This window comes from Streptosporangium sp. NPDC050148, assembly GCF_055586505.1.
Window position 1 is genome coordinate 1 of the sequence record NZ_JBVJIA010000015.1, and the last position, 26,448, is coordinate 26,448.

The following is a 26,448-nucleotide window of genomic DNA, read 5'->3' on the forward strand; positions in this document are numbered from 1 at the left end:
CCCCCCCCCCCCCCCCCCCCCCCCCCCCCCCCCCCCCCCCCCCCCCCCCCCCCCCCCCCCCCCCCCCCCCCCCCCCCCCCCCCCCCCCCCCGCCGGCTTGTTCTCTTCGGCTACCGCTCCCGCAGGGCCGAGGCCAGCCCGGCCGCCGTGGGGTGCTCCCAGAGCAGATGGGCCGCGACCGGCCGGCGCAGACCGCCGCGCAGGCGGCCGAGCAGCGTCACCGCGAGCCGGGAGTCGCCGCCCGACGCGAAGAAGACGTCGTGCGGGCCGATCCCGGGCTCGTCCAGCACCCGCCGGAAGGCCTCCAGCACCTCCAGCTCCAGCCGGTCGCGCGGCCCGTCCGATTGGTTCCCCGCGCGGGCGGCCGAGGAGGCCAGCCGGCGGCGGTCGATCTTGCCCGCGGTGGTCAGCGGCAGCTCGTCCAGCACGTGCACGGTCCCCGGCACCATGTAGCCGGGCAGCCGTCCGGCCGTCCACGCCCTGGCGTCCCTCGCCGTCACCGGCGCGGGAACCGGGGCGCGTCCGGGACCGGGACCGGGGCCGGGGCCAGAGTCAGGACCGGACGCGGGGACGGGATCAGAGGCGGAAGCCGGGACGGCGGCGGCCACGTAGGCGACCAGCTGCTCGTCCTCCAGCGTCACCGCCGCGTCGTCCACCCCGGGACAGGCCCGCAGCGTCTGCTCGATCTCGCCCAGCTCGATCCGGTAGCCGCGGTGCTTGACCTGGTGGTCCACCCGGCCGACGAAGTCGAGGCGCCCGTCGGGGCGCTGCCGTACCAGGTCACCGGTCCGGTAGAGCCGCGCGCCGGACGCCGCCGAGGACGCCGCCGAGGACGGTGAGGACGGCGGCCCGGCCGGTGCCGGGGACGGAGGTCCGTTCTCCGCCCGGGACGGCGGCGCGTCCGGCGCCGAGGGCACGGGACCGGCGAGGGGGACGAACCGCTCTGCGGTCAGCGCGGGCCGCCGGTGGTAGCCGCGGGCCACGCCCGCGCCGCCCACGTACAGCTCGCCGGGCACGCCCTGCGGCGCGGTACGCCCCGCGGCGTCCAGCACCAGCGCGTACGCCCCCGCCATGGGCAGCCCGATCGGCGGCACGCCCTCACCGGGAGCGCAGTCGGCCAGGGTGGCGATGACGGTCGCCTCGGTCGGCCCGTAGGCGTTGACCATGCGCCGGCCGGTACCCCAGCGCTCGACCAGTTCGGGGGTGCACGCCTCGCCGCCGGTCACCAGCACCCGCAGACCGGGCAGCGGGTCGTCGCCGGGCAGCGTCGCGATGACCGAGGGGGGCAGCAGCACGGCGTTCACCTCGCGCTCCGACAGGCACCTGCTCAGCGCCCGGCCGACGAGGATGTTCCCCGCCTCCGGGACGCACAGGGTGCCGCCACAGGTCAGCGTGGTGAACACCTCCCAGACCCAGGCGTCGAAGGTCGGCGGCGCGAACTGCAGCAGCCGCACCCCGGGACCGATGCCCAGCTCAGGGCCGAGGGCCATGACCAGGTTGCACGCGCCCGAATGCTCCAGCAGCACCCCCTTGGGCAGGCCGGTCGAACCCGAGGTGTAGATCATGTACGCGAGGTCGCGCGGCCCGGCCGGCCGCACCGGGGCGGTCACGGCCGGGTCGCGCCGGTCGAGGTCGAGGCGGCGTCCCCCGCCCTCCGGCAGGCCGGAGAGGATCTCCGCCGAGCTCACCAGGACGGCCGCCGCCGCGTCGGACAGCAGGTACTCCAGCCGCGGGGCGGGCTGGGACGGGTCGAGCGCCAGGAACGCCCCGCCCGCGTACAGCACCCCCGCCACGACCGTCACCAGCCGGGCCGAGCGGGGCAGGCAGATCGCGGCCACGGTCCCGGGGCCGACCCCTTCGGCGGCCAGCCATCCGGCCAGCTCCCGGGCACGCTCGTCCAGCTCGCGGTAGGTGAGCCGCCCGTCGTCGCCGTCCACGGCGAGCGCGTCGGGGGTACGTCCCGCCTGAGCGGCGATCAGCGCCGCCAGGGTGGAGCCGGGGGCGTCGAGGTCCACCGCCGCGGGCGGGCCCGGGATCGGGCCCGAACGGTCGTCGAGCGGCAGGTCGAGCACCGGCCGCGCGGGGGAGCTGGCCATCTCGCCGAGCAGCCGGTTCAGGCGGACGGCCATCAGCTCGACCGTGCCGTGGTCGAAGACGTCGGTGGCGTACGTGAGCGTCGCCCGGAACCGGGAGCCGTCGCCCGGTGCGCTGCCGCCGCTGTCCGGTGCGCGGCCGTGCGCGTCCGGTGATCCCGGGTGCAGGCGCAGGTCCAGGTCGCAGGCCGTCCGCGCGGGCAGGCCCTCCGGGTCGCCGAGCGGTTCGAGACGCAGGCCCGCCGCCTCGTGCGCGACCGGACGCGGCACGACGCCGTACGCCACGTCGAACAGCGCGCCCCGGCTGGGGTCGCGGGGCGGGGCGAGGGCGGAGGCGACGTCCTGCAACGGCAGCCGGTGCCGCCAGGCGTCGCGGGCGGCCCGGTCCAGGCGGGCGGAGAACGTGGTGAGGTCCGGGTCCCCGGACAGGTCCACGGGCAGGGGGACGAGGTCGTCCAGCGGTCCCGCGACGGCGGCGAGCGCGTTCGGCTCCCCGCCGAGCAGTCCGGAGAGGCGGCCGTCGGCGCGCACGCCGATCGTGAAGCGCTCCTGCCCCGAGCAGCGTGACAGCACGACGGCGAACGCCGCGAGCACCGCGAGCGCGGGGGAGCCAGGTCCGGCGGGAACGGTCACCTCGAAGCGGTGCGCCGCGCCCGTACCGGAGCGGCGCCCGGGGCGGGGGCGGTCGGTGGCCGGTTCCAGCGGCGGCACGTCCCGCAGCGCCTCGCGCCAGAACTCCCGTTCCCCGGCCTCCGCTGCCTCCGCCTCCGGTGCCTCCGCGCACGGCGCCCTTCCGCCCGGCGTCTCCCCGTCCGGTGCCCTCGCGTCCGGTGTGTTCGTGTTCGTGTTCGCGGTCAAGGCGCCGGGGGACGCGGCCGGGCCGGAGGGGCCGGAGGGACGGGGCACGCCGGGCAGGCGCGGCTCGTCGCCCTCGGCCCGGGACCGGTACAGCTCGGCCAGGTCGGCGGCCAGCACGGGGAGCGAGCCCTCGTCGGCGACGCACGGATGCATGCGCAGCACCAGCACGTGCTCCTCGGGGCCGAGCGCCAGCAGCGACACGCGCGCCAGCGGCCCCGTCACCAGGTCGAACGGCCTGGCCTCCAGCTCGGCCAGCGCCGCGCCGAGCCGCTCCGGCCCGACCGGCACCGGCCGCGGCGCGGGCAGGCCCCCGGCCGACACCACCGGGCGGGGCCCGTCCCCGCGGGTGGGCAGGGACCAGCGCAGCACCTCGTGCCGCGCGGCCAGGTCCCCGAGCGCCGAGCCCAGCGCCTTCTCGTCGAGCGGGCCGGTCAGCCGCAGCCGCAGGGAGATCCCGTCCGGTACGGCGTCGCCGCGGATCCGGTGCTCCAGCCAGGCCCGCTCCTGGGCGGGCGAGAAGAGCCTCACGGGGCGCCTCCCTTGAGGTTCAGGCGGAGCCAGTCCAGTTCCTGCTCGATCATGCTCCGGAAGTTCGCGGGGGAGACGATCGAGTACGGCATGTGCGCCTCGCCCCAGTAGCTGACCAGCCTCACCTTCTTGGCCTGGCGGGCCAGCGCCGTGTACATCTCCTCGGAGCCGGTGTGGGTCAGGTAGTCACGCTCCCCGTGCAGCATCAGCACCGGCGTCTTGATCTTCCCGGCGTGCAGGAGCGGGCTGTTGCGCACGTACCTCTGCGGGTCCTCCCACGGGGGCTTGCCCAGGCCGAACTCGAACGCCGGGTCCTCGATGTAGGCCGGGGCGAACCACTCCTGGGCGCGCTGCGTGTAGCGGAAGCGGGCGTCGAACACCCCGTAGGTGCTGATCACGTCGGAGAAGCCGGAGATGGCGATCGCCGCGTCGAACCGGTCGGTCTGCGTGACCAGGGCGTGCACGTTGTAGGAGCCGAAGGAGTGCCCCATCACCGCCAGCCGCTGGGGGTCGGCCACCCCCTCGTCGATCGCGGCGTCCACCGCGTTCATGATCGGTTTGGTGGGCCACGTCATCGGCTCGGCCGCCGCCTTGCCCGTAGGACGGGGGATCGAGGGGACGAGCACGGCGTAGCCGTTGGCCGTCATGAACTGCAGGGTCAGGTAGCTCGGGTTGTTCACCATGAACTCCGGCACGTCCTTGAGCGTGGAGATCATCCGCGTGCCGTACACGTTGACGACGAGCGGGTGGCGCTGCCCGTCGCGGTGACCCGGCGGCAGCAGCAGCGCGCCGGTCAGCTTCTCCCCACCGGCACCCCTGTAGGTGACGAGCCTGCGCTCGGGGACGGCCACCTGGGCCAGGTGGGCGTTCAGCGACAGGCGCTGGGTGTGGCGCCCGGCGCGGGTGGTCCACAGCGCGGTGCCCTGGTCGCCGCCCGCCCCGAAGACCGCGGTGCGGCTCGCGGGGGCGTACCCGGCGACGCCGGCCTCGGGGTGGGGCGTCGGGAGCGGGGTCAGCACGGGCGAGCCGCCGGGCGCCAGCTCGTACAGGCCGCCCTTGGTGTCGCGCGCCAGCACCACGGGGAAGTCGCGGTCGAGGCGGGGGTTGGCCGGTTCGGCACCGCCCCGGTCGGTGGGACGCACGCCGTTGCGCCTGACCCCGTCGTCCAGCGGCCAGGCCAGTTCCGCCAGCGGGGCGGCACCGGTGGCGTTCAGGTCGCGCGCCTGCCCGGTACGCGGGTCGATCAGCCAGGCGCGCCCGTCGGCCACGCCCAGCACGCCGCCGGCCACCGGCACCAGCTCCAGCGGCGGGACCTTGAACCGCGAGGTCAGGTCGCGCGGCTTGGCGGCCGGGTCCGCCGGGTCGAACGCCCACCAGTCCTGGCGGGCCGCCGGGTCGGCGGCGTCCTTGACCTTCGCGCCGCGCACCAGCGGCGTCCCCGCTCCCCACAGCAGGCCGGTGGCCAGCAGCCGGTCGGCGGCCAGCGGGACGGCCTTGCCCCCGGCGGAGGGCACCAGGTAGGCGGTGAACGGGTCGGGCGTCTCGGGGGTGGCCTTGCCGACGATCAGCAGGTTGCTCCCGTCGGCCGCCCAGCGGGGCTGCACGGTGACCGAGGGGCTCGGCACGTCGATCACCACGCGCGGCTGCCCGCCCGCGGAGGAGGCGATCGCCAGCTGCGTGCGCCGCTCCATGATCCGCTTGAGCCGGCCGGGACGCGCCGGGGTGGGGCCGAGGTCGTCCACCCGGGCGATGTGCCGCCCGGTCGGGTCGGCCACCAGGTTGCCCGCCGTGTACGTGCGGGCCGGTCCCGCCGAGGTGATCGTGCCGGTCACGGCGTCGATGACCGCGACCTGCTCGTCCAGCGCGTCCTGGTCGTCGGTCGCGGAGCTGTCGAACACGAAGGCGGTGTCCTCCTTGCCGCGCTCGACCTTGGCCCACTCCTTCGGGGCGACGCGCTGGGCCTCCAGCCACTGCCCGTACTCCAGGGTCCAGCGGCCGGCGTTCACCATCGGGGCGGCGACCCGCCGCGCGTCCAGCCACTGGATGAGGTAGCCGGAGGCGTTCGTCATCGTCTGCACCCCGCGCGGGGTCAGCTTGCGGATCTCGCCGGTCTCGCGGTTCCACACGTGCAGGAACACGTCGTCGCCACCGCGGGTGGAGGCGAAGGCCAGCATGCGCCCGTCGGGCGACCACACCGGGTTGTAGTGGCCGGTGCCGTCCTTGACGCCGTGCGTCACGTCGCGGGCCGGGCCGTCGCCGTCGGCCACCCAGATGTCGGCGCGCTCGTTTCCGTCGACAAATGATGCGCCATATCTGGTCGACTCGCCGGGGCCGCGTTTCACGACCACCGCGACGGCTTTACCGTCCGGGGAGGGGACGGCCTGGCCGAGTTTCTTCGTGGTCATGAAGTCCTGCATCGTGAACGGTCTCGCGGCCTCTACCGCGACAGGCCGTTCCACCGGCGGAGCAGCGCCTCCCACCAGGGCGGAGGCCGTGAGCAGTGACAGAGTCAGCTTGACACGTAGAACCATGGGAGGACGATAACCATGTCACCGGAAACGCGGAAAAGCACCCGGGCGAAGGGCCGGAGGTCGGCCTATAATCCCGCCCTCGCATTAGTCGGACCCGCCCCGCCGGTCAATCACCGCCATCCCGCCGGCGAGATGACTTCTACCGGAGAATTCTCCGAGGAATGGGAAGTTCCCAATGACTGACGTTGATCTGGCCGATGCCGATCTGCACGTCGGCGACAGGCCCCACGAGGTCTTCCGCCACCTGCGCGACAACGATCCGCTCTACTGGAACCCCGACGGCAGGGAACCCGGCTTCTGGTCGGTCACCCGGTACGAGGACTGCGTGAAGGTCCAGAAGGACCCCCGGACCTTCAGCTCCAACCAGACCAACACCCTGGGCCCGCACCGCAACACCGGTGACCAGGGATCCGGAAAGATGATCAACACGACCGACCCGCCGCGGCACACCGAGCTGCGCAAGCTGGTCAACAAGTGCTTCACGCCGCGGGCCATCGCCGCGCTCGAGCCCTACCTGCGCTCGGTCGTCAAGGACGTGTTCGCCGACGCGCTGGAGCGCCGGGACTGCGACTTCGCCACCGTCGTGGCGGCACTGCCCGTCGCGGGCATCTCCGCGCTGCTCGACGTGCCGCGCGAGGACTGGGACCTGATGCTCAGGCTCACCTCCACGGCCTTCGGCTCGCACGACAGCGAGTACCAGATGACCTCCGACGTGCGCGCCAACGCCGCCCAGGCGCACGGACAGCTCCTGCTGTACTGCCAGGGCCTGGTGGAGAAGCGCCGCAGGTCGCCGGGCGACGACATCGTCAGCCTGCTCGCCCGTTCCCAGGACGCCGGGGTGCTGACCGAGGAGGAGTGCCTGCTCTTCTTCGACGTGCTGATGCTCGGGGGCAACGAGACCACCCGGCACGCGGCCGTCGGGGGGCTGCTGGCCTTCATGGAGCACCCCGACCAGTGGGACCGGCTGCGCAGGGAACGCGAGCTGATGCCGAACGCGGTCGGCGAGCTGCTGCGCTGGACCTCGCCCAGCCGGCACGTGCTGCGCCGCGCCGTCCGCGAGACCGAGCTGCACGGCAAGACCATCCGGCCGGGGCAGGACGTCGTCATCTGGCACACCTCCGCCAACCGTGACGAACGCGTGTTCGACGCGCCGGAGGTGTTCGACGTCGGGCGTCCCCGCAGCTCCCGCAACGGGCACGTCGCGTTCGGCTCGGGACCGCACTTCTGCCTGGGAGCCGCCCTCGCGGAACTGGAGCTCACGGTCTTCCTCGACGAGCTGGTGTCCTCGGTGTCGGGTGCCGAGCTGCTCGGGCCGCCCGACCATCTGCGCTCTCCCGTCATCAACGGCGTCAAGCACGTCCAGGTTCGGCTGCACCCCATGGGGTAGAAGCACAGGCCATGAACTCACTCACCTGGGATCAGGTCCACGCGCGGCGGCTGGCCCGCCACCATCTCGTGAAACCCGTCTCCGGCGACCTGCGCAAACCCGTACGCGACGTGTGCGGGATCCAGTCGCAGGTCGCCGCCGCGGCCGAGCTGGCCATCGGGTCACGGGTGAAGGACGCCACGCAGGAGCAGGTCCGCGCGGAGCTGTACGACAAGAAACGGCTGATCAAGACGTACAGCCTGCGCGGCACCCTGCACGTGCACGCCGCCGACGAGCTGGCGCTGTGGATGGCGGCCATGCGCTGGAAGCCCTACTGGCGGGCCAAGGGCAGCTGGCACGCCCACCACGGGCTCACCGCCAAGCAGGGCGAGGCGTTCGTCGACGCGGTCCGCGAGGCGCTGGACGGGGAGTGCCTGACCCGCGAGGAGCTGGCCAAGGAGGTCTCCGGCCGGGTCGGCGCCTGGGCCAAGGACAAGCTCACCTCCAACTGGGGCGAGCTGCTGCGCCCCGTCGCCTACCTCGGCGTGCTCTGCTTCGGGCCGGTGCGGGGCGCCAAGGTCACCTACGTCAGGCCCGACCGGTGGGCGGGGCTGAAGGTCGAGGCCAAGGACCAGCCCGACCCGGAGGAGTCGGCCATGGAGATCGTACGCCGCTACCTGCGCGCGTACGGGCCCGTCACCCACCAGGACCTGGCCCGCTGGTTCGCGCTCAGGCCGCCCGAGGCGCGCGAGGCGCTGGAGTCGCTCGGCGACGAGGTCGCCCAGGTCGAGGTCGAGGGACGCAAGGCGTACGTCCTGGCCTCCGACGAGGGCCGCTGGCCGTCCGACCGGAGCTGCCTGCGGCTGCTGCCCCAGTACGAGGCCTACGTCCTCGGCAGCGGCCCCAAGGAGGTCGTCGTGCCCAAGGACACGGCCGCGCGCGTCTTCGAGCACGGCCGCGGAAAGTACGAGGGCGCGGTCGCCCACCAGATCATGCTCGTCGACGGCGTCGTGGCCGGGATGTGGGAGCGCAAGGAGAAGGGCGGCAGGCTGGAGGTCAAGGTCGAGTCGTTCGTCGAGCTCGGCTCCGGCCGGACCAAGGAGCTGGAGCGGGAGGTCGAGCGCGTCGGCCGCTTCTACGGCACCGAGGCCGTCCTGACCACGGGCAAACTCACCGCCAAGAAGCGCTGAGGTCCGCGCGAGACCGTCCCGTCCCGCTCACCGTCCGGGAGCGCCGGCCCCGTCCCGTCCGTGACGTCCGTCCCGGTCCTGTCTCGTCCCTCCCGGACGGGGCCCGGGCCGGGCCCCGTCCGGTCCCGCGCTCACCGGCAGGTGCCGAGGTCCGCCCTTATCGCGCGGAGCAGCGTACGGCGCTGGGTGTGGATGAAGAAGTGCCCGCCGGGAAGCAGCCGCAGCCGGAACGCCGAACCGGTCTGCGCGCTCCACGCGCCCAGCCCGCCGGCCGTCGTCGTCGGGTCGCCGTTCCCGCCGAACACCGAGATCGGGCAGGCCAGCGGAGGCTCGTCCTCGTGGACGTAGGACTCCGCGGCGTTCAGGTCGGCCCGCAGCACCGGCATGATGAGGCTCATCAGCTCGGGGTTGCCGATCACCTCCGGCGGGATGCCGTCCAGCCGGTGCAGCACCCGCATCAGCTCCTCGTCGTCCAGCCGGCCGAGCCGCGGCATGCCGTCCCTGCACTGGGGCGCGTTCCAGCCCGACACGAACAACCGCCCCGGGCCCGGCAGGCCGCGCGAGCGCAGGCGCCGCGCCACCGTGAACGACACCAGCGCGCCCATGCTGTGCCCGAACAGCGCGAACGGCAGCGGCTCCAGCCGCGACAGCCCGTCGATCACCGGATCGATGATCATCGACAGCCGGTTCGGGGGCTTCTCCGCGATCCGGGTCTCCCTGCCGGGTGAGCGCATCGCCCACAGCTCCACGTCACCGGGCAGCAGGTCGGCCCAGCCGCGGAACGTCGTGGCGCCGCCCCCGGCGTTGGGCACGCAGACCAGCCGCGCGCGGGGCCGCGCCGGTCTGTGCAGCGGCACCAGCCAGCTCACCGGACGTGACACCGGGCCGTGGGAGGCCGAAGGGCCCGCGGGGGACGACGCGCCGGTCACCGAGGTCACCGAGGTAGCCGTGGTGGCGCCGGTCGTCGTGGACGCCGTGGACGCGGTGGACGCGGTGGACGCGGTGGTCGCGGCGGTCGGCGGGGTGGTCGTGGACGAGGGGGAACCAGTGGAAACAGTCATCGCGGCACCGCCAGGGATCGTGCGGAGTCCCGGGTCCGCTCGCACGCGGAGACCAGGTCCGCCAGGGACTCGGGAGGGAACATGTGGGCCGCGTCGCCCGGCCGGTACATCCTCTCGGGCTTCGGGCACGACTCGATGAGCAGCCCGTCCGCGCCGTACGCCGCGGCCGCCAGCGAGGCCGGCGCCACCAGCGAGGCCGAACCGGTGCTGTGGCTGGGGTCGAAGACCACGGGCAGGCCGGTACGGGCGCGCAGGGCGGCGATCGCCCCGAAGCCCGGCAGCGGCGGCGTCCCCGAGGCTCCCGCGCAGAGCACCACGGCGTTGTTGCCGCGGGCGAGGACGAACTCCGCCGCCCGCAGCCAGTCGTCCAGGCTCGCCTGCGGCCGGCGCATCAGCAGCACGGGGCGGGGCTGGGCTCCCAGCTCGGCCAGGAGCGGGCGGTTGTCCATCTGCCGCCCGTCCACCTGGAGGCAGTCGGCCACCTCGGCGGTCGCCGGCACCTCGCGCGGGTCGCACACCTCGGTGATCACGGGGATGGCCGCCGCCCGCCGGATCTCCGCGAGCGTCTCCAGGCCCCGCCTGCCCTTGCCGGGGAAGTGGTAGGGGCTGCTGCGGGTCTTGTACAGCCCGGCCCGCAGGGCGTGCGCCCCCTGCGCCCTGACCGCCATCGCCGTCTCGAGCGCGTCCCGCGGGGACTCCAGCGCGCACGGCCCCGCCGCCCACCACAGCCGCGGACCCCCGACGACCGCGCCGCGGATCACGTCACCTGCCTCCCCGGTCTCTCCGGTCTCTCCGGGCTCCCCGGGCTCCCCGGGCTCTTCGGGCGCGATACGGGGAGCCGCGGAGCCGGACGCCGTGGACGCCGTGGACGCCGTGGACGCGGTGGGACCGGGTGGCGGGGCGGGGCCGATCGTGACCTCGCGCGGCGCCACCCCGCTCTCCCGCCGTACCAGCCAGTGGCCGTCGGGGGTGGGGCGGCGGGCCAGCACGGCGGGCGAGTCGGGCACGCTGACGAGGGACTCGTCACCGCTCACCACCACGAACGACCGGCCGGCCAGGTGCACCGGCCAGGCGGTGACGTCCTCGTGCTCCGCGGCCCGCGCGGCCACCTCCTCGGCGGCCTCCCGCGAGGTGCCCGGCCGCAGCTCGATCAGCACGCCGGGACCTCCGCCCCGATCTCCTCCCGCCAGGTCGCGATGCTCGCGCCCAGCGCGGCGACGTCCGGCCCGTGGCGCAGCACACCGGTCGTGACCGGCAGCACGGCGCGCCCGGGGGCACCGGCGGCCACGGCGACGAGGTCACCGGTGGCGCGTCCGGCCCGGCCGAGACCCGGCAGCTCCACGACCGCCGACGGCATCCGGGCCACCAGCTCGGCGGCCTCCTCGCGGCCGGCCCCGACCACGGCCGCGGCCGCCACCCCGTTCTCGTCGTTCCACCCCTGCACCTCGTCGGCCGTACGTTGCGCGACGGTGCGCGAGCCCGTCACCGCGCCCTGCACCCCGCCGGCCGCGTGGTTGGAGGTGCGCACGAGCACCATGACGAGCGTCCCGCTGTCACGGGCCCGGCGCAGCAGCGGGTCGAGGGAGGCGAATCCCATGAACGGGGTCGCCGTCACCGCGTCACCGCCCAGCACGCTGCCGGGCCCCAGGTAGAGGTCGGCGTAGGAGTCCATCGTGTCGTCGGCGTCGCACACCTTCGCGTCCAGCACCGCCAGCGAGCCCCGCTCGTGCACGCCGTCGACGACGTCACGCAGCAGGGCCGTGCCCGCGGCGCCGAACCGGGCGAAGAACGGCACCTGGATCCGGTAGACGGACACCCGGTCGCCCGCGGCCTCCAGCACCACCTCGCACATCCGCCGCGCCCCGTCCACGTCGTCGGGCATCCTCCAGGCCCGCAGCCACTTGGGGGAGGGGGCGATCCCCAGGCAGAGGGCCGATCGGGTCCGGAGCAGGTCGGTCCACATCGATAAGGCAGCCATGGGCCCATTGCACACGGACGTGCCCGAGGCCGCACCGCGCCCGCCCGCGGCCGGTTCCGCATTGGCTACAATTCTGGGCCCGCGCGACCGCGTCCCTCCCCGCCGCAAGGACGGGGAGGAGCCCGCGCCCGCCGGCCCGCGACGTCCCCGTCCTCGCGGACCGGCGGGTCCGGCGGCGGTCAGCTGAGCCTGAACGAGCTGGCCCGCTTGTAGCAGCCGTAGTGGCCGAGGTGGCCGTACCTGTCGATCCACCGCTTGCCGGCGCAGTCCCGGACGAGGTCGATGTCGGTGTGGAAGAACACGTCGCAGTGCGTGCCGTTGCCCATCCTGGTGTTCACCGAGCTGACCCGGTCGCCCCAGCCCATGTGGTCCAGCCGCTTGAACTCGTAGTCGGCCCTGCCGGAGGTGCTCCTGCTGCAGTCGCGGGGGACGGAGATGGTGAGGGTGTCGCCGCGGGAGTTGTAGTTGATCCAGTCGTAGAGCACGGCCACGGCGTAGCCGGCCGCGTTGGCGACCTTGATCGCCCGGGACAGGCTGCCGTAGCAGCCCATCCCCTTTCCGTACCTGTCGGCCACGCAGTGACTGGCCGCCGCGGTGCCCAGGGAGGCCGAATCCGGTCCGGCGGCCGTCGCCGTGCCGGACGCGGACGCGACACCGGAGGGTGCCGAAGCCGGTACGGCCGCCATCGCGGTGCCGGACGCGGGCACGATGCCGGCGCCCATGGCGAGCAGGCAGGTGAGTCGAACGGCGAGCTTCCTCATGCGGATCCCTTCGCGGAACGCCCCGCGCCGTCTTGGGTGCGAGGGCGTTCTCATCGTTTCCCTGGTTCGGACACCGGGAGTCGTTCCTGTGACGGGGTCCACGGTTTCGGAGCGCTCACATCGTCCGCAAGGAGATCCTGTTGTCAGCCTGTTCGACGTGCTCTCCGTACAGGCTGACACGCCGTCTTACAGGTGATACGCGGCGGGCGGGACGCCAGGCCCGCGGCCGTCCGGGACGGTGTGCGGGCAGGGGAGGACCCGTGCCGCGCGGCGTCGGGGCCGGTGTCGGGGCCGGTGTCGGGGTTGGTGGGGGTGGGGGTGGGGGTCGATCAGTGCGGTGGCCGCGGGCGCACCTCGTCCAGGAAGGCGCGGACCGCGCGCAGGTACGCGCCGGCGGTGTCGCGCCGGACGTTGTGCCCGGCGCCGGGCACGCGGAACGTCGTCACGGTGCCGGCCGCCGCCTTCCGGAACGTGTCCGCATCGGCGTCGGTGACCATCCCGCCGAGGCCGGCGTCGCCGTACACGAGCAGCGTGTCGCAGCGCACGTCCGGTGCCAGGTCGTGGAGGGGGTCCAGAGCCGTGCCGGGCCGCTCGCAGTAGCGCGGGTCGATCTGCTCCTTGCTCAGCGCCCACGGCGGCAGCTCGGCCTCGCCCCAGGCCGGGTGGTGCTCGCGGGCGTACGCGACGCGCCCGGGAAGGTCCAGGGCGCGCAGGTCGGCGAGCCAGGACGGCACGCCGCGCGGCCCGGCGCCCATCCCGTACGGTGGCGGGTCCTCCAGGACGAGCGCGGCCACCAGCTCCGGCCGGGTGGCCGCCAGCGTGAGGGCGGTGAGCGCGCCCATGGAGTGCCCGATGACGACGACCGGCTCGGTGACGCCGAGGTCGTCGAGGACGAGCGCCTGGTCGGCGGCGTGCCGCTCCGGCCCCACGGGCCCGTCGGGAAGGCCCGAGTCCCCGTGGCCGCGGGCGTCGGTGGCGACGATGCCACCGATGCCACCGATGCCACCGATGCCGCCGTGGCCGGCCAGCGCGGGCACGACCGGCTCCCAGCAGGCGGCGGAGTCGGTGAACCCGTGCAGGAGCAGCAGCGCGGGAGGACCACCGGTGCCGCCGTCGTCATGGTCACCGGTGCCGGTGGCGTTGCTGGCACCGGTGGCGTTGCCGGTGTGCCGGTGGAGGCGCCACGCGATGTGCGCGGTGCGCCCCTCGCTCATCGCCGGTCGGGTCATTTGGTGGCTCCCGAGACGAGGCCGCTGTAGATGAACCGCTGCAGGGCCAGGAAGACGATCAGGCTCGGCAGGATGACGAGCGCGGCGCCCGCGGAGATGACCTCCCAGTGCGCCCCGTACGGTCCCTTGAACCGGAACAGTGACGTCGAGATCGTACCGAGCCCCTCGGAGGGCATGTAGAGGAAGGGGATGTAGAAGTCGTTGTAGATCGCGACGCCCTTGACGATGACCACGGTGGCGATCGCCGGGCGCAGCAGCGGCATGATGACGCGCCAGTAGATGGTGAGCGACGTCGCGCCGTCCAGCCTGGCCGCCTCGTCCAGGGACATCGGGATCGACCGGATGAACTGCAGGAAGATGTAGATGGAGACGATGTCGGTCCCCGTGTACAGCAGGACGGGAGCCCAGTGCGTGTCCATCACCCCCAGGCCGTTGACGACCTGGTAGGTGGCGACCTGCGTCGTCACGCCGGGGACGAGGGCGGCGACCAGGAAGAGGGTCACCACCACCCTCTTGAACCGGAACCGGAAGCGGTCGACCGCGTAGGCGGTCATCGAGCCGATGAAGACCGTGCCGAGAAGCGAGAAGAACAGGATGAAGGAGGTGTTCCACAGCGCCTGCGGCATCTGGCCGTCGGTGAAGGCGATGCGGTAGTTGTCCAGGTTGAACCAGTCGCCGGGTGCGGCGAGCGGGTTGTCGTTGGCCGCCATCTCCTCCGTGGTCCGCAGCGAGGTCAGCAGGATCGCCGCCAGCGGCAGGATCACCACCGCGCCGGCCACGACCAGCGACAGGTACACGAGAAGACGCGCCAGTGCCCGGCGTACCGGAGCGTCACGGCGACCGCCGCGCGGGGGAGCGCCACCGCGCGCGAAGGCGTCGCGGCGTCCGGCGCGTCCGGCGCGTCCGGTGAGGGTCCCGGCGGGACCGGTCGAGGTCCTCACGACTGTTCCACCCTCTCGTCCGGGACCAGCAGGCGCTGGAGCCAGGTCACCAGCAGGACGATCGCCAGGAGCACGACCGCGGCCGCCGACGCGAGGCCGACCTTGTTGAAGTTGAAGGCGAGCTTGATCGTCTGGATGACGAACGTCTCGCTGTTGTTGGAACCGCCGGTCATGATGAAGGGGATCTCGAAGACCGACAGGGCGCCGGAGATCGCCAGGATGGCGCTGAGGCTGATGATGGGCTTGATGCTGGGCGCGATGACGAACCGGAACTGCTGCCACCGGCTCGCGCCGTCGAGCGAGGCGGCCTCGTACAGCTGCGGGGGGATCGACTGGATGGCGCCGATGAACAGCACCAGGTTCAGGCCCATGAAGCGCCACACCGAGACGCCGGCCAGCGAGGTGTTGACCAGGTCGGGATCGCCGAGCCACAGACGCGGTTCGACCCCGAACACGCCCAGCACGGCGTCCAGGGTGCCGCCGGGCTGGAAGAAGTAGAGGAAGACGAAGCCGATGGCCACGCCGTTGATGAGGTAGGGGAAGAAAAGGATCCCCTTGAAGAGGTTCCGCAGCCGTATGTCGAAGCTCAGGACGGTCGCGAAGTACAGGGCCACGACCATCTGGATCGCGGAGCCCGCCAGGTAGAACAGGCTGACGGTGAGGACCTGGAGGAACCGGGGCCTGGTGAACAGGTCGACGTAGTTGCCGGCCCCCACGAAGTTCTTCGCCGGGCTGAAACCGTCCCAGTCGGTGAGGCTGTCGAGGAAAATGGTCACGACGGGGACGTAGGTGAACAGCACCAGCAGCGCCAGGGGGGCCAGCAGGTACGGCCAGGGGGTGTACCACCGCTGCGAGCGGGTCAGGCGCGGCCCCCGGGCGGACGGCCTGCGCCGGTGACGCGAGGGCACGGCCTGCGCCGCCTCGGGCGGGGCGCCGGGCCCCGCGACACGGAATGCGGACATCTGTTCCTTCCTCGGAGAGGCTCTGCGTGCGGGGCCTGGGCCTGCACCGTCCTCCGTCAGCCGACCGCCGACCGGGCGTCGGCCCACCTCTTGTTGAGGTCGGCGAAGACGGTGCCGAGGTCGCCCTCGGCCGCCCCGCGGGCGACGTCGACGATGCGCTGGCGGTAGTCCTGGGCGTTCAGGCCGACCTCCGACGCCTTGTCGATGTCGTTGACCAGGGCGTTCTTCGCGAAGCCCATGTGGACGAACTTCACCTTGGCCTCCTGGAAGGGTTCCAGGCTCGACGGCAGCGGCGCGCCCTTGACCGACGAGATCGACAGCCCCGCGCGCGCGTCCCCGGACGAGTTGACGAACCACTCGATCCAGGCGCGGGCCGCCTCCTTGGCCTGGCTGTTGACGTTGACCGCGTACAGGTAGTCGGGCCGGACCACGCTGCAGAAGGTGCCGTCGACCTGGGCCGGGAACGGCATGAAGCCGATGTCGTCGGGGTCGCCGCCGGCCTTCTTCGCGGCCTCCCTCATCTGCGCCACGGCCCAGGAGCCGAGCCACATCGTCGCGACCTTGCCGGTGCCGATCAGGTTCTTGGAGTTCTCCCAGTTGGTGGTGTTCGGGTCGTCCTCGGAGAGCTTGTTCCTGACGATGTCGTGCAGCAGCGTGTCGACGACGTTCAGGTCCTGGCCGGGCGCCCAGGGCTCATCGGTCTCGGCCAGCCTGTCGTTGGCGGCCGGGTCGCAGCTCGGCGAGCCGAGCGCGTTGCCCCAGTTCGTCAGCGGCCATCCGTCGTGGTAGTTGGTGTAGTACGGCGTCGCGTCCGTCCTGTCCTTGATCGCCTTCAGCGCGTCGAGGAACTCCCGGGGCGTCTTCGGCCAGTCGGTGACGCCGGCCCGCCTCCAGACGGCCTTGTTGTAGACGAAGCCGTTGGCGGTGCCGATGTTGGCGATGCCGTAGACCTGGCCGCCGACCGTGGCCCGGTCGGTGAAGTCGTACTTCCCGGACAGCTCCGAGGCCGGGCCGAGGGGGGAGAAGAACGACGGGTACCGGCTGAGCGGCACCGCGTTGGGGATCAGCAGGACGTCCCCGTAGTTCTTGCTGTTCATGCGGATCTTCACGTCGCCCTCGTAGTCGGTGAGTCCCTGGAACTTCACCGTCACACCGGGGTAGACCTTGTTGAACTCCGCGGCGTACCTGGCCGTCGTACCGTCCTGCACCTGGTCGGTACGGTTCGTCAGCACCGTGATCGTGCCGGTCACCTTGGCCGGGTCGCCCGGAACGGCCGCCACGCCCGCCTTTCCGCCGTCCCCTCCTCCGCCGCAGGCGGTGAGGCCGATCGCCATGGCGATCCCGGCTGCTACCACGCGTGTTCCTCGCACGTCGTACCACTTCCTCGTCTTGATCTGCAGCGCTGCGCCGACGCGGCGACGGGCACCTCGTCGCGGCCCGGCGGTTGATGGCTGCTTAACCTAGACGCAACATTTCACGGTGTCCATAGAACGGTCTAGTGTTACTTTTGCGTGACCAGAAGGGGTGTCGAGGGGGCATCTACTAAAATTTCACTCAACAAGCGGTGCCTGCCTGCCGGTACGACAGGTGACGCACCTCCCGCTCTTTGATCGTTTCCTGACAGGATTGCCTTCATCCGGGTGAGTGTCGTGACGGCCGGGCCGGACGCGCTCCCCGCGGCTAGGGTCGGACGTGTGGACCGTTACAGAAGGGGATGTGCCACGTGAGGCGGACGGACGCGGCGGCCAGGGGGCGCAAGGCGACGATCAAGGACGTCGCGGCACGGGCGGGGGTGTCCCCCTCGGCCGTGTCGATCGCGCTGCACGACAAGCCCGGGGTGTCCGCCTCGACCAAGGAGCGCATCCTGCGGGCCGCCGGCGAGCTCGGCTGGAGGCCGAACCAGGCGGCGGCCTCGCTGTCCGGGCGCAACGTGCACACCGTGGGCCTGGCGATCGCCCGCCCGGCCCGGATGCTGGGGCTGGAACCGTTCTACATGGAGTTCATCTCCGGTATCGAGAGCGTCCTGGGCCGCCGTTCGTGCTCGCTCCTGCTGCGGCTGGTCGAGGCCGACGAGGAGATCCAGGTGCACCGGGAGTGGTGGCAGGGCGGGCGCGTCAACGGCAGCATCCTGGTCGACCTGCTGGTGGACGACCCGCGCATCCCCGCCCTGGCCGAGATCGGACTGCCGGCCGTCGTGGTGGGACACCCGAGCCTGGCGGGCCCGTTCGCCTCGGTGTGGACCGACGACGCCGCCGCGGTCGTGGAGGCGGTGCGCTACCTCGCCGCCCTGGGGCACCGCCGCATCGCCCGGGTCAGCGGCCCGGCCGCGCTCGGGCACAGCGTCATCCGCACCGACGCCTTCACCGCGGTGACGCGGGAACTGGGCCTGGAGGCCCGCACCGCCGTGGCGGACTTCTCCGCCGACCAGGGCAGCCGCGCGTGCCGGAACCTGCTGCTCGCCCCCGACCGGCCCACCGCGATCATCTTCGACAACGACATCATGGCCGTGGCGGCGCTCGGCGTCGCCGGTGAGTTCGGGCTGTCGGTGCCCGAGGACCTCTCCCTGCTGGCCTGGGACGACTCCCAGCTGTGCCAGCTCACCCGGCCGACCCTGTCGGCCATGCAGCACGACGTGTTCTCCTTCGGGGCCGAGGTCACGCACGCCCTCTTCGGCGTCATCAACGGGGAGGAGCACGTCTCCCACCCCGCGCAGTCCCCGAGCCTGATCCCGAGGGCCTCCACCGCCCCGCCGCGCCGCTGACGGCGAGCCCGGACGTGCCGGCCCGGCGGGAAGGCGCCGCCGGGCCGCTCCCGTGCCCCGCGCGGGCGGCGGTCCTCCGGCCCGGTCGCTAAAACAACAGTGCAGCAGGTGAACGCGAGTTCTCCTGAGGGCGTGCCGGGGCGGAGCGAGCCGCCGGGCGCGGCGGCGCGGGGTCGGCGCGAGCCGGGCGCCACGGGCATGACCCTCTCTCCGCCCGGCGGCCCGGCATGCCGCCTGAACAGGTCTTCGATCCCTCCGGCGCGCCGGGGTGCCGTCCCGTCCCAGGGCGGGAGGGCCTGGACGCGGGACCGATGACGTGGACGGGCTCGTCCCGGCGAGATTACTAAAACGGTCTAGACGCGGGTCGGAACGAATGGTTACGTTGAGCCGAACGTCGTCGCGGTCGGCCGAACACCGCCCATGTCCGTACCGGCATGTCACGTCGTGTCGTGTCCTCGACCAAGGAGTACCGGTTGAAGCAGAGCACGCCCCTCACCTCGGGGTGGACCCTCCGTCTGGCCGGGGGTGCGGCTCCCGAGGAGCTCGGCCGTCTCCGGCGGGAGGCGGTCCCCGCCGAGGTCCCCGGCTGCGTCCACGCCGACCTGCTGGCCGCGGGGCTGATCGACGACCCGTACCTGGACCGCAACGAGCTCGACGTCGCCTGGGCCGGCCGGGCCGACTGGCGCTACGAGACCGTGCTGCCCGCCGTGCCCCGGGGGTTCGAGCGTACCGACCTGGTCTTCGAGGGGCTCGACACGGTCGCGACCGTCACGCTGGACGGCGCCGAGCTGGGCACCACCCGGAACATGCACCGCTCCTACCGGTTCGATGTGACCGGTCGCGGCGACAACGACGGCGACGGCGGTGGTGGCGACGGCGGAGAGGTCCTGTCGGTCCTGTTCACGTCGGCCTACACCGAGGCGGAGAAGGTGCGCGAGGCCGTGGGCGCCCGGCCCAACGCCTACCCCGAGCCCTTCAACTACATCCGCAAGATGGCGAGCAGCTTCGGCTGGGACTGGGGTCCCACCCTGGTCACCGCCGGGATCTGGCGGCCGGTCCGGCTGGAGAGCTGGAGCACCGCGCGGCTGGCGGGCGTACGGCCGCTGGTGACGGTCGCGGACGCGACCGGCAGGGTCGAGGCCCATGTCGACCTGGAACGGACCGCCACCGGCGCGAGCAGGGACCTGACCGTCACCGTCGAGGTCGCGGGGCATGTGGCGCGGGCGGAGGTCGGGCCCGGCCGGGACCACGCGGTCGTCGTGCTGGAGGTGCCCGGCCCGGAGCGGTGGTGGCCGCGCGGGTACGGGGACCAGCCGCTGTACGCCTGCCGCGTCACCCTGGCCGACGCGGGGACGGGCGCGGAACTCGACCGCTGGGAACGGCGGATCGGGTTCCGCTCGGTCGTGCTGGAGTACGCCCCCGACGAGCACGGCACCTCCTTCGCGCTCGTCGTCAACGACGAGCCGGTGTTCGCCCGGGGCGTCAACTGGATCCCCGACGACGCCCTCCCCGCCCGCGTCACCCCCGGGCGGTACCGTCACCGTCTCACCCAGGCCCGGGACGCGGGGGTCAACCTGGTCAGGGTGTGGGGCGGCGGGATCTACGAGGACCACGCCTTCTACGAGGTCTGCGACGAGCTGGGCCTGCTGGTCTGGCAGGACTTCCTGTTCGCCTGCGCCGCCTACCCCGAGGAGCGGCCGCTGCGCACCGAGGTCGAGGCCGAGGCCCGCGAGAACGTCGCCCGCCTGGCCCCGCACCCCAGCCTGGTGCTGTGGAACGGCAACAACGAGAACCTGTGGGGCTTTCGCGACTGGCGCTGGGAGAAGGAGCTGGCCGGTGACAGCTGGGGGGAGGGCTACTACCTGGGCCTGCTGCCCCGGGTGGTCGCCGAGCTCGACCCCACCCGCCCCTACAGCGCGGGCAGCCCCTGGTCGGGCTCGTGGGACCACCACCCCAACGACCCGGCGCACGGGCCGTCCCACTTCTGGGAGGTGTGGAACCGCCGCGACTACACCGACTACCTGAACGACGTGCCCCGCTTCGCCGCCGAGTTCGGCTGGCAGGCGCCACCGGCCTACACCACCCTGCGCGACGCCGTCACCGACGAGCCGCTCGGCCCGCGCTCACCCGGGATGCTCCACCACCAGAAGGCCGAGGACGGCATCGGCAAGCTCGACCGGGGCCTGGCCCACCACTTCGGCGCCCCGGCGACCTTCGACGACTGGTACTACCTCGCCCAGGTGAACCAGGCCCGCGCCGTCGCCACCGGCGTGGCCCATTGGCGGTCGTACTGGCCGATCTGCGCCGGGACGGCCGTGTGGCAGCTCAACGACTGCTGGCCGGTCACCTCGTGGGCCGCGATCGACGGAGCAGGCCGCCCCAAGCCGCTCTACCACGAGCTGCGCCGGCTGTACGCCGATCGGCTGGTGAGCTTCCAGATCCGGGACGGGCGGCGGGTGCTGGCCGTTGACAACCAGTCCGCCGAGCAGTGGGACGGGTTCGCGGGCGCGCGGAGGATGTCGGCCGACGGGACCGTCCTGGCGGAGGAGACCCTGCCGTTCACCGTGCCACCGCGGTCGGTGGCGCTGCTGCCGCTCCCGGCCGGGCTCGTCACGTTCGAGGACGGGTACCGGGAACTGCTCGTCGCCGACGTCGAGGGGCTGCGGGACGTCGTCCTGGGCTGCGAGGACCGCGACTTCGCCTACCCGGCGGCCGACCTGGCGATCGACGTCGAGCCCCGCGACGGCGGGTTCGACCTCGTGGTCACCGCGCGCACGTTCGTCCGCGACCTGCTCTTCCAGGCCGACCGGGTCGCCCCGGAGGCCGCGGCCGACCGGGGCCTGGTCACCCTTCTGCCGGGGGAGAGGTGCGTCATCGGCGTCACCGGGACCGGCGCCCTGGTGCCCGGCCTCGCGTCGGTGCGGGCGGCGTTGTTCACGGTCAACACCGCGCAGGCGCCCGCGCGGGCCGTGGAGGAGGCCGCCCGGCCGTGACGGCGCGGCCAGACGGCCCTTCCGCGCCCCGGTCGTCCTCCGCCGCCCCCCTTCCGCACGGTCACCGGACGGCCCGGGAGGCGATGACGCCCCCCAGCCGGTCGGCGGCCCCACCCGTGACGGCCCGGCCGGGCCGTCCCTCAGTCCTCGGGGGACACATCAGAAAAAGGAGAAAAAGTGCGTCTCACCTCACCGCGACCTCCTGACGGCCCGCCCGGCCGTCCGCACGCCACCGCCCACCGGCCCGCGGGCAGGACACATCGCCGGATCCGCGCCGTGACGGCCGTTCTGCTGGCGACAGTGGGCCTCGGGGTCACGGCGTCCCCGCAGGCCCAGGCGTTCCCCGCGTCGTCCCGGCAGGCCGTCATCGACCACCTGACCTCCATCACCGGCAGGAACGTCGTCTCCGGGCAGCACAACAAGGAGCCTGCGAGCAGCCCCGGCCAGTACACCCAGCAGGTCAAGGACATCACGGGCCAGTACCCGGGCCTGTGGGGCGGGGACCTGATGTTCCGCCCCGAGGACGTCGCCAACCGCCAGCGCGTGATCGACCAGGCCAAGACCGAATGGGCCAACGGCTCCCTCGTGACCCTCACCTGGCACGTCTGCACACCGACCGGTGGCAGCACCTGCCAGTTCGACGGCGGCGTGAAGACGCAGATCTCCGCCGACCAGTTCAACCAGATCGTCACCGACGGCAGCGCGCTGAACACCGCGTGGAAGCGGCGCCTGGACGAGGCCGTGCCCTACCTCCAGCAGCTCAAGGACGCCGGCGTCCCGGTCCTGTTCCGCCCGCTGCACGAGATGAACGAGTCCTGGAACTGGTGGGGCAACCGTCCCGGCCCTAACGGCGGGGCCCGCCTCTACCAGATCACCCGCGACCACCTGGTCGGCAAGGGGCTCACCAACCTCATCTGGGTGTGGAACGTCCAGGACAACCCCGCCGGCAACTGGGCCGCCTACTACCCCGGCTCCCGGTACGTCGACGTCGTCTCCCTGGACGTCTGGTACAAGAACCACCCCAGTCAGGGCGACTACCAGCAGATCCAGAACATCGCCGGCTCCAAGCCGATCGCGCTGGCGGAGATGGGGAAGGTCCCCGACGCCGCCCTGCTCGACGGGCAGACGCGCTGGAGCTACTTCATGCTCTGGTCGGAGCAGCTGCGCGGCAGCAACAGCAACACCGAGATCCAGAACGCCTACTTCCACCCGCGCGTCCTGAACCAGGGCGAGTTCACCGTCTCCGGCGGCGGCACGCCGGCGCGGACGGGCCCGATCAGGGGCACGGGCGGCAAGTGCGTGGACGCCGCGGCGGCGAGCTCGGCCAACGGCACCGCCGTCCAGCTGTGGGACTGCAACGGTGGCACCGCCCAGAACTGGTCGGTCGGCACCGACGGGACGGTCCGCGTCCTGGGCAAGTGCATGGACGTCACCGGCGCCGGCACGGCCAACGGCACGAGGATCCAGCTGTGGGACTGCAACGGCTCCACCGCCCAGCAGTGGCAGGCCACCCCCGGCTCCCAGCTGCGCAACCCCGGCTCAGGCCGCTGCCTGGACGCGCCCGGCGGCGCGGCCACCAACGGCAACCGGCTGCAGATCTGGGACTGCAACGCCAACGCCTGGCAGAAGTGGACCCTCCCGGCCTGACGTCCGCACACCGGACCGGATCCGCGGCCGGGCAGGAGGCCGGGTCCACGCCGGCGGCCCGGCCGCTGCCCTCCCCGGGACGGCACCGGCCGGGCCGCGCGGCGTGCGCCGCCCGGGCCCCCGGACGCCCTCCGGGGACTTGCACCCCTCCCGTACAAACGTTTTAATTCCGGGGCGGGCGCATCCCGTCCGGCGGCGTACGCGCCCGCACACCGACCACCGACAGGGGAGCACCTCAGGTGTACTACGGCGGCGACTACAACCCGGAACAGTGGCCCGAGCCGGTGTGGGACGAGGACGTCCGGCTGATGCGGGAGGCGGGGGTGAACCTGGTCAGCCTGGGGGTGTTCGCGTGGGCGCGCATCCAGCGCGCCGAGGGCGAGTTCGACTTCGGCTGGCTCGACCGGGTCCTCGACAAGCTGCACGCGGGCGGCATCGGGGTGAACCTCGCCACGGCCACCGCCTCCCCACCCCCCTGGGCGAGCCGGGTCTACCCGGAGATCCTGCCCAAGGACGCCTCCGGGGCGACCTACTGGCCCGGAAGCCGGCAGGCGTACGCCCCGACGTCACCGGTGTACCGGCGCCTGGCGGCCGAGCTCGTCACGGCGATCGCGGAACGCTACGCCCGCCACCCCGCGGTGGTGATGTGGCACGTCAACAACGAGTACGGCTGCCACCTGCACGCCGACTACTCCGACAACGCCGCCGTCGCGTTCCGCGCCTGGCTGCGCGGGCGGTACGACGACATCGAGGCGCTGAACGACGCCTGGGGGACCGCCTTCTGGTCGCAGCGCTACGGTGACTTCGAGGAGATCGTCCCGCCCCGGCTCGCCCCCTACAGCGTCAACCCCGCAGGTCTCCTGGACTTCAAGCGCTTCACCTCCGACGCGCTGCTCGGCCTCTACCGCATGGAGAAGTCGATCATCCGCGCGGCCGGGGGAGTCCAGCCCGTCACCACGAACCTCATCGGCGCGTTCGAGCCGGCCGACTACCGCTCATGGGCGGCCGACCTGGACCTGATCGCCGACGACAGCTACCCCGATCCGGCCGACCCCGAGTCGTTCCGCGGGGCCGCCTTCACCCGGGACCTCATGCGGTCCCTCAAACCGGGGGTGCCCTGGGTCCTCATGGAGCAGGCGACGGACGCGGTCAACTGGCGCCCGAGCAACGTGCCGAAGGCGCCGGGTCAGATGGCGGCGCTCAGCGTACAGGCCGTCGCACGGGGCGCCGACGGGGTGATGTTCTTCCAGTGGCGCCAGTCCCGCTCGGGCTCGGAGAAGTTCCACTCGGCGATGGTGCCGCACGCGGGAACCGGGACCCGTACCTGGAAGGAGGTCGTCGAGCTCGGACGGAGCCTGGCCGCGTTCCCCCGCATGTCGGCGGAGGTGGAGGCGCCCGTGGCGTTGCTCTACGACTGGCAGAACCGGTGGGCGGTGGAGAACTCCGACCACCCGGTGCGCTTCGACCACCTCGCGATCGTGCAGCAGTGGCACGCGGCTGTGCACCGCCGGCACGTCGGCGTCGACGTCCGTCACCCGGGCGACGACCTGTCGCGGTACGCGGTCGTGATCGCGCCGCAGCTCTACCTGCTGACCGACGCGTCGGCGGCCAACCTCGCGTCCTACGTCGCCGGTGGCGGGACGCTGCTGCTGTCGGCGTTCAGCGACGTGGTCGACGAGCACGACAGGTTCCCCCTCGGGGGCTTCACCACGCGGCTGGCGGCAACGCTCGGCCTGCGGGTCACCGACTTCGGAGCCCTTCCCCTCGACGACGCCCACGAGGCCGCCGCGGTGACCGTGTCCCTCGACGGCGCCTCGCTGAAGGGCCGCCTGTTCGCCGAGGAACTCGACGTGGTCGACGCGACGGTCCTCGGCCGTTTCGGCGACGGCAGGCTCCGGGGGCGCCCGGCCTTCACGTCGCGGGTGAGCGGTTCGGGGACGGCCTACTACCTGGCCACCGTTCCCGACGAGGAGGGCATGTGGGCGCTCACCGCGCGGATCCTCGCCGACGCGGGTGTCCGTCCCGTCGCCGAGGACCTGCCGCCGCACGTCGAGGCCGTCGTGCGCGACGGGTACCTGTTCGTCGTCAACCACTCCGGGGAGCCGTTCACGCCGTCCTCGCCTTTCGGCCGCCCGGTCGAGGCGGGCAGCGAGGCCGGTGACGTCATCGGCGCCCACGGCTGGCGCGTCTTCGGGCGGGCGGCCCCGTGACCGTGGTGCGAGAGGCCCGGGGACCACGGGTGTGAACGCTTCGACGGTCTCCCGGACGGGGCTTTCCGCCCGTCCGGGCCCTACGGGGTCGGACCCCCGGCGCCCCTGAGGGTACGGACCGACTCGCGCACGACGATGTGGGTGCCGAGCATGACGTGCCCGGTCATGCCCGAGGCGTCCCGCCGGCGTTCGAGGGCGAGGCGTACGGCGGTGCGGCCGAGCTCCTCGTGCGGCACGTGGACCGTGGTGAGGTCGATGTCGGCGGCCGTGGGCAGGTCGTCGAAGCCGACCATGGAGATGTCGTCCGGGACGCGCAGCCCGTGCTCGCGCAGGGCCCGGCGGGCGCCCGCCGCGATGAGGTCGTTGCAGGCGAAGATCGCGGTGAAGTCGGCAGGACCCGCGCCGAGCCGTTCGCGGACCATGCGGTAGCCCTCGTGCCGTTCCATCGTGCCCTCGACCTCCAGGCGGGGATCGTGGGGCACGCGGTGGTCGGCCAGGGCGTCGCGGTATCCGGCGACGCGGCTGTCCTGCGTGGTGTGGCCGTCGCGCCGCCCGAGGAACAGGATGCGCCGGTGGCCCGCCGAGAGCAGGTGGCTGGTGACGGCGTACGCGCCGGCGGTGTTGTCGTACTCGACGACGAGGGCGGGCACGCCGGGGCCGAGCGCCGGGCGTCCGCACAGGACGAGCTGCGATCCGGCGAGCGCCAGCGCGCGGGCGTACTCGCCCATCCGCTCGCGGTAGTCCGCGTCGTTCACCACGTTGCCGACGAGGATCACGCATTCGGCCTGCTCCTGGCGCATCAGCTGCACCGTCGCGAACTCGCGCTCCGGGTCGCCGCCGGTGGTGCCGACGATGCAGAGCTTGCCCTCCAGCGCGGCCTGGGTCTGCACGCCCTGGGCGACGTGGGCGTAGTGCGGCGAGACCACGGAGTTCACGATGATGGCGACGCTGCGGCTGCTCGCTCCGGCCAGCCCCCGCGCGTTGGCGTTGGCCACGTAGTCCAGCTCGCGCACCGCCCGCATGACCTTGCTGCGGGTGGCGGGCGCGCTGGGGTAGGTGCCGGACAGGATCCGCGACACCGTGGCCACGGACACGCCGGCGTGCGCGGCCACGTCCCGGATCGTCGTCGGCCGCCGCCCGTCCTCGCGGGGTACCGCACGCCGGACCATCCGACCTCCAACCGAAGTGAAACACGATGGTAAACCGCTTACGCGTGATGCTTCCCCCTGCCCGGCCTCCTGTCAAATCCCCGTCCCCGGGTGATCGCCGGCCCGCCGGCGCGCGGGAAATCGTGCGGCGTTCATGGGCGTCCTGCTGGGAAAACGCCTTCCCGGGCGGA

The 26,448-nt window shown here is 73.0% G+C and carries 17 protein-coding genes; 6 read left to right on the plus strand and 11 right to left on the minus strand.

Annotated features, from left to right (window positions below; genetic code table 11):
* Positions 1–110: 110 nt before the first annotated feature.
* Together ACZ6RT_RS18310 and ACZ6RT_RS18315 are read right to left on the minus strand one after the other, a co-directional pair.
* On the minus strand, positions 111–3,479 hold the full coding sequence (locus ACZ6RT_RS18310) for a non-ribosomal peptide synthetase (RefSeq protein ID WP_470154841.1): 3,369 nt from the start codon (positions 3,477–3,479) through the stop codon (positions 111–113).
* Positions 3,476–6,010 carry a S9 family peptidase gene (locus ACZ6RT_RS18315; protein WP_470154843.1) on the minus strand — a complete coding sequence of 845 codons (2,535 nt, stop codon included), beginning with the start codon at positions 6,008–6,010 and terminating at the stop codon, positions 3,476–3,478. Before ACZ6RT_RS18315 ends, ACZ6RT_RS18310 begins: the two co-directional genes overlap by 4 nt.
* Positions 6,011–6,185: 175 nt before the next feature.
* On the opposite strand from ACZ6RT_RS18315, the gene ACZ6RT_RS18320 reads away from it, so the two are divergent.
* Entirely contained in the window at positions 6,186–7,397 is a 1,212-nt protein-coding gene (locus ACZ6RT_RS18320) for a cytochrome P450 (RefSeq protein WP_470154845.1), read from the plus strand.
* A gap of 11 nt (positions 7,398–7,408) precedes the next feature.
* A complete protein-coding gene (locus ACZ6RT_RS18325) occupies positions 7,409–8,566 on the plus strand; it encodes a winged helix DNA-binding domain-containing protein (protein WP_470154847.1) in 1,158 nt (385 codons plus the stop codon).
* Between the two features lie 131 nt (positions 8,567–8,697).
* On the opposite strand, the gene ACZ6RT_RS18330 is transcribed toward ACZ6RT_RS18325, so the two are convergent.
* The 8 genes from ACZ6RT_RS18330 to ACZ6RT_RS18365 form a co-directional block, all read right to left on the minus strand.
* Complete coding sequence (locus ACZ6RT_RS18330; RefSeq protein ID WP_470154849.1) at positions 8,698–9,627, minus strand: thioesterase II family protein; 930 nt, start codon at positions 9,625–9,627, stop codon at positions 8,698–8,700.
* Complete coding sequence (locus ACZ6RT_RS18335; protein WP_470154850.1) at positions 9,624–10,784, minus strand: hypothetical protein; 1,161 nt, start codon at positions 10,782–10,784, stop codon at positions 9,624–9,626. Before ACZ6RT_RS18335 ends, ACZ6RT_RS18330 begins: the two co-directional genes overlap by 4 nt.
* The gene (gene pyrF / locus ACZ6RT_RS18340) at positions 10,778–11,605 is read right to left on the minus strand and encodes an orotidine-5'-phosphate decarboxylase (RefSeq protein WP_399196790.1); all 828 of its coding nucleotides are present in this window, start codon (positions 11,603–11,605) and stop codon (positions 10,778–10,780) included. Before pyrF ends, ACZ6RT_RS18335 begins: the two co-directional genes overlap by 7 nt.
* Positions 11,606–11,784: 179 nt before the next feature.
* Complete coding sequence (locus tag ACZ6RT_RS18345) at positions 11,785–12,366, minus strand: hypothetical protein (protein ID WP_399196791.1); 582 nt, start codon at positions 12,364–12,366, stop codon at positions 11,785–11,787.
* A 329-nt stretch (positions 12,367–12,695) separates the two neighbouring features.
* Positions 12,696–13,595 (minus strand): alpha/beta fold hydrolase, encoded by a 900-nt coding sequence (locus ACZ6RT_RS18350; protein WP_470154852.1) that lies wholly within the window; start codon positions 13,593–13,595, stop codon positions 12,696–12,698.
* Positions 13,592–14,536 carry a carbohydrate ABC transporter permease gene (locus ACZ6RT_RS18355; RefSeq protein ID WP_470154854.1) on the minus strand — a complete coding sequence of 315 codons (945 nt, stop codon included), beginning with the start codon at positions 14,534–14,536 and terminating at the stop codon, positions 13,592–13,594. Before ACZ6RT_RS18355 ends, ACZ6RT_RS18350 begins: the two co-directional genes overlap by 4 nt.
* Positions 14,533–15,498 carry a carbohydrate ABC transporter permease gene (locus tag ACZ6RT_RS18360; protein WP_470154856.1) on the minus strand — a complete coding sequence of 322 codons (966 nt, stop codon included), beginning with the start codon at positions 15,496–15,498 and terminating at the stop codon, positions 14,533–14,535. The genes ACZ6RT_RS18355 and ACZ6RT_RS18360 overlap by 4 nt, the downstream gene beginning before the upstream one ends.
* Positions 15,499–15,554: 56 nt before the next feature.
* Complete coding sequence (locus ACZ6RT_RS18365) at positions 15,555–16,853, minus strand: ABC transporter substrate-binding protein (protein ID WP_470154858.1); 1,299 nt, start codon at positions 16,851–16,853, stop codon at positions 15,555–15,557.
* Positions 16,854–17,221: 368 nt separating this feature from the next.
* Between ACZ6RT_RS18365 and ACZ6RT_RS18370 the strand changes: the two genes are divergently transcribed.
* The 4 genes from ACZ6RT_RS18370 to ACZ6RT_RS18385 all read left to right on the plus strand — a co-directional run bounded on the left by ACZ6RT_RS18370 (position 17,222) and on the right by ACZ6RT_RS18385 (position 25,109).
* The gene (locus ACZ6RT_RS18370) at positions 17,222–18,259 is read left to right on the plus strand and encodes a LacI family DNA-binding transcriptional regulator (protein WP_470154860.1); all 1,038 of its coding nucleotides are present in this window, start codon (positions 17,222–17,224) and stop codon (positions 18,257–18,259) included.
* A 449-nt stretch (positions 18,260–18,708) separates the two neighbouring features.
* A complete protein-coding gene (locus tag ACZ6RT_RS18375; protein WP_470154862.1) occupies positions 18,709–21,252 on the plus strand; it encodes a glycoside hydrolase family 2 protein in 2,544 nt (847 codons plus the stop codon).
* 177 nt (positions 21,253–21,429) lie between these two features.
* Positions 21,430–22,899: a glycosyl hydrolase gene (locus tag ACZ6RT_RS18380; RefSeq protein ID WP_470154864.1), complete on the plus strand. Its 1,470-nt coding sequence runs from the start codon at positions 21,430–21,432 to the stop codon at positions 22,897–22,899.
* A gap of 239 nt (positions 22,900–23,138) precedes the next feature.
* A complete protein-coding gene (locus tag ACZ6RT_RS18385) occupies positions 23,139–25,109 on the plus strand; it encodes a beta-galactosidase (protein WP_470154866.1) in 1,971 nt (656 codons plus the stop codon).
* An 80-nt stretch (positions 25,110–25,189) separates the two neighbouring features.
* Here the strand turns inward: ACZ6RT_RS18385 and ACZ6RT_RS18390 are convergent, their stop codons facing one another.
* The gene (locus ACZ6RT_RS18390; RefSeq protein ID WP_470154868.1) at positions 25,190–26,221 is read right to left on the minus strand and encodes a LacI family DNA-binding transcriptional regulator; all 1,032 of its coding nucleotides are present in this window, start codon (positions 26,219–26,221) and stop codon (positions 25,190–25,192) included.
* Between the last annotated feature and the right edge of the window lie 227 nt (positions 26,222–26,448).

What these genes read in the sequence shown, in the direction of transcription:
- ACZ6RT_RS18345 (WP_399196791.1), bottom strand. Translation starts at nt 12,366, where the DNA reads ATGAGGAAGCTCGCCGTTCGACTCACCTGCCTGCTCGCCATGGGCGCC.
- ACZ6RT_RS18315 (WP_470154843.1), bottom strand. Translation starts at nt 6,010, where the DNA reads ATGGTTCTACGTGTCAAGCTGACTCTGTCACTGCTCACGGCCTCCGCC.
- ACZ6RT_RS18320 (WP_470154845.1), top strand. Translation starts at nt 6,186, where the DNA reads ATGACTGACGTTGATCTGGCCGATGCCGATCTGCACGTCGGCGACAGG.
- ACZ6RT_RS18325 (WP_470154847.1), top strand. Translation starts at nt 7,409, where the DNA reads ATGAACTCACTCACCTGGGATCAGGTCCACGCGCGGCGGCTGGCCCGC.
- ACZ6RT_RS18350 (WP_470154852.1), bottom strand. Translation starts at nt 13,595, where the DNA reads ATGACCCGACCGGCGATGAGCGAGGGGCGCACCGCGCACATCGCGTGG.
- ACZ6RT_RS18330 (WP_470154849.1), bottom strand. Translation starts at nt 9,627, where the DNA reads ATGACTGTTTCCACTGGTTCCCCCTCGTCCACGACCACCCCGCCGACC.
- pyrF (WP_399196790.1), bottom strand. Translation starts at nt 11,605, where the DNA reads ATGGCTGCCTTATCGATGTGGACCGACCTGCTCCGGACCCGATCGGCC.
- ACZ6RT_RS18360 (WP_470154856.1), bottom strand. Translation starts at nt 15,498, where the DNA reads ATGTCCGCATTCCGTGTCGCGGGGCCCGGCGCCCCGCCCGAGGCGGCG.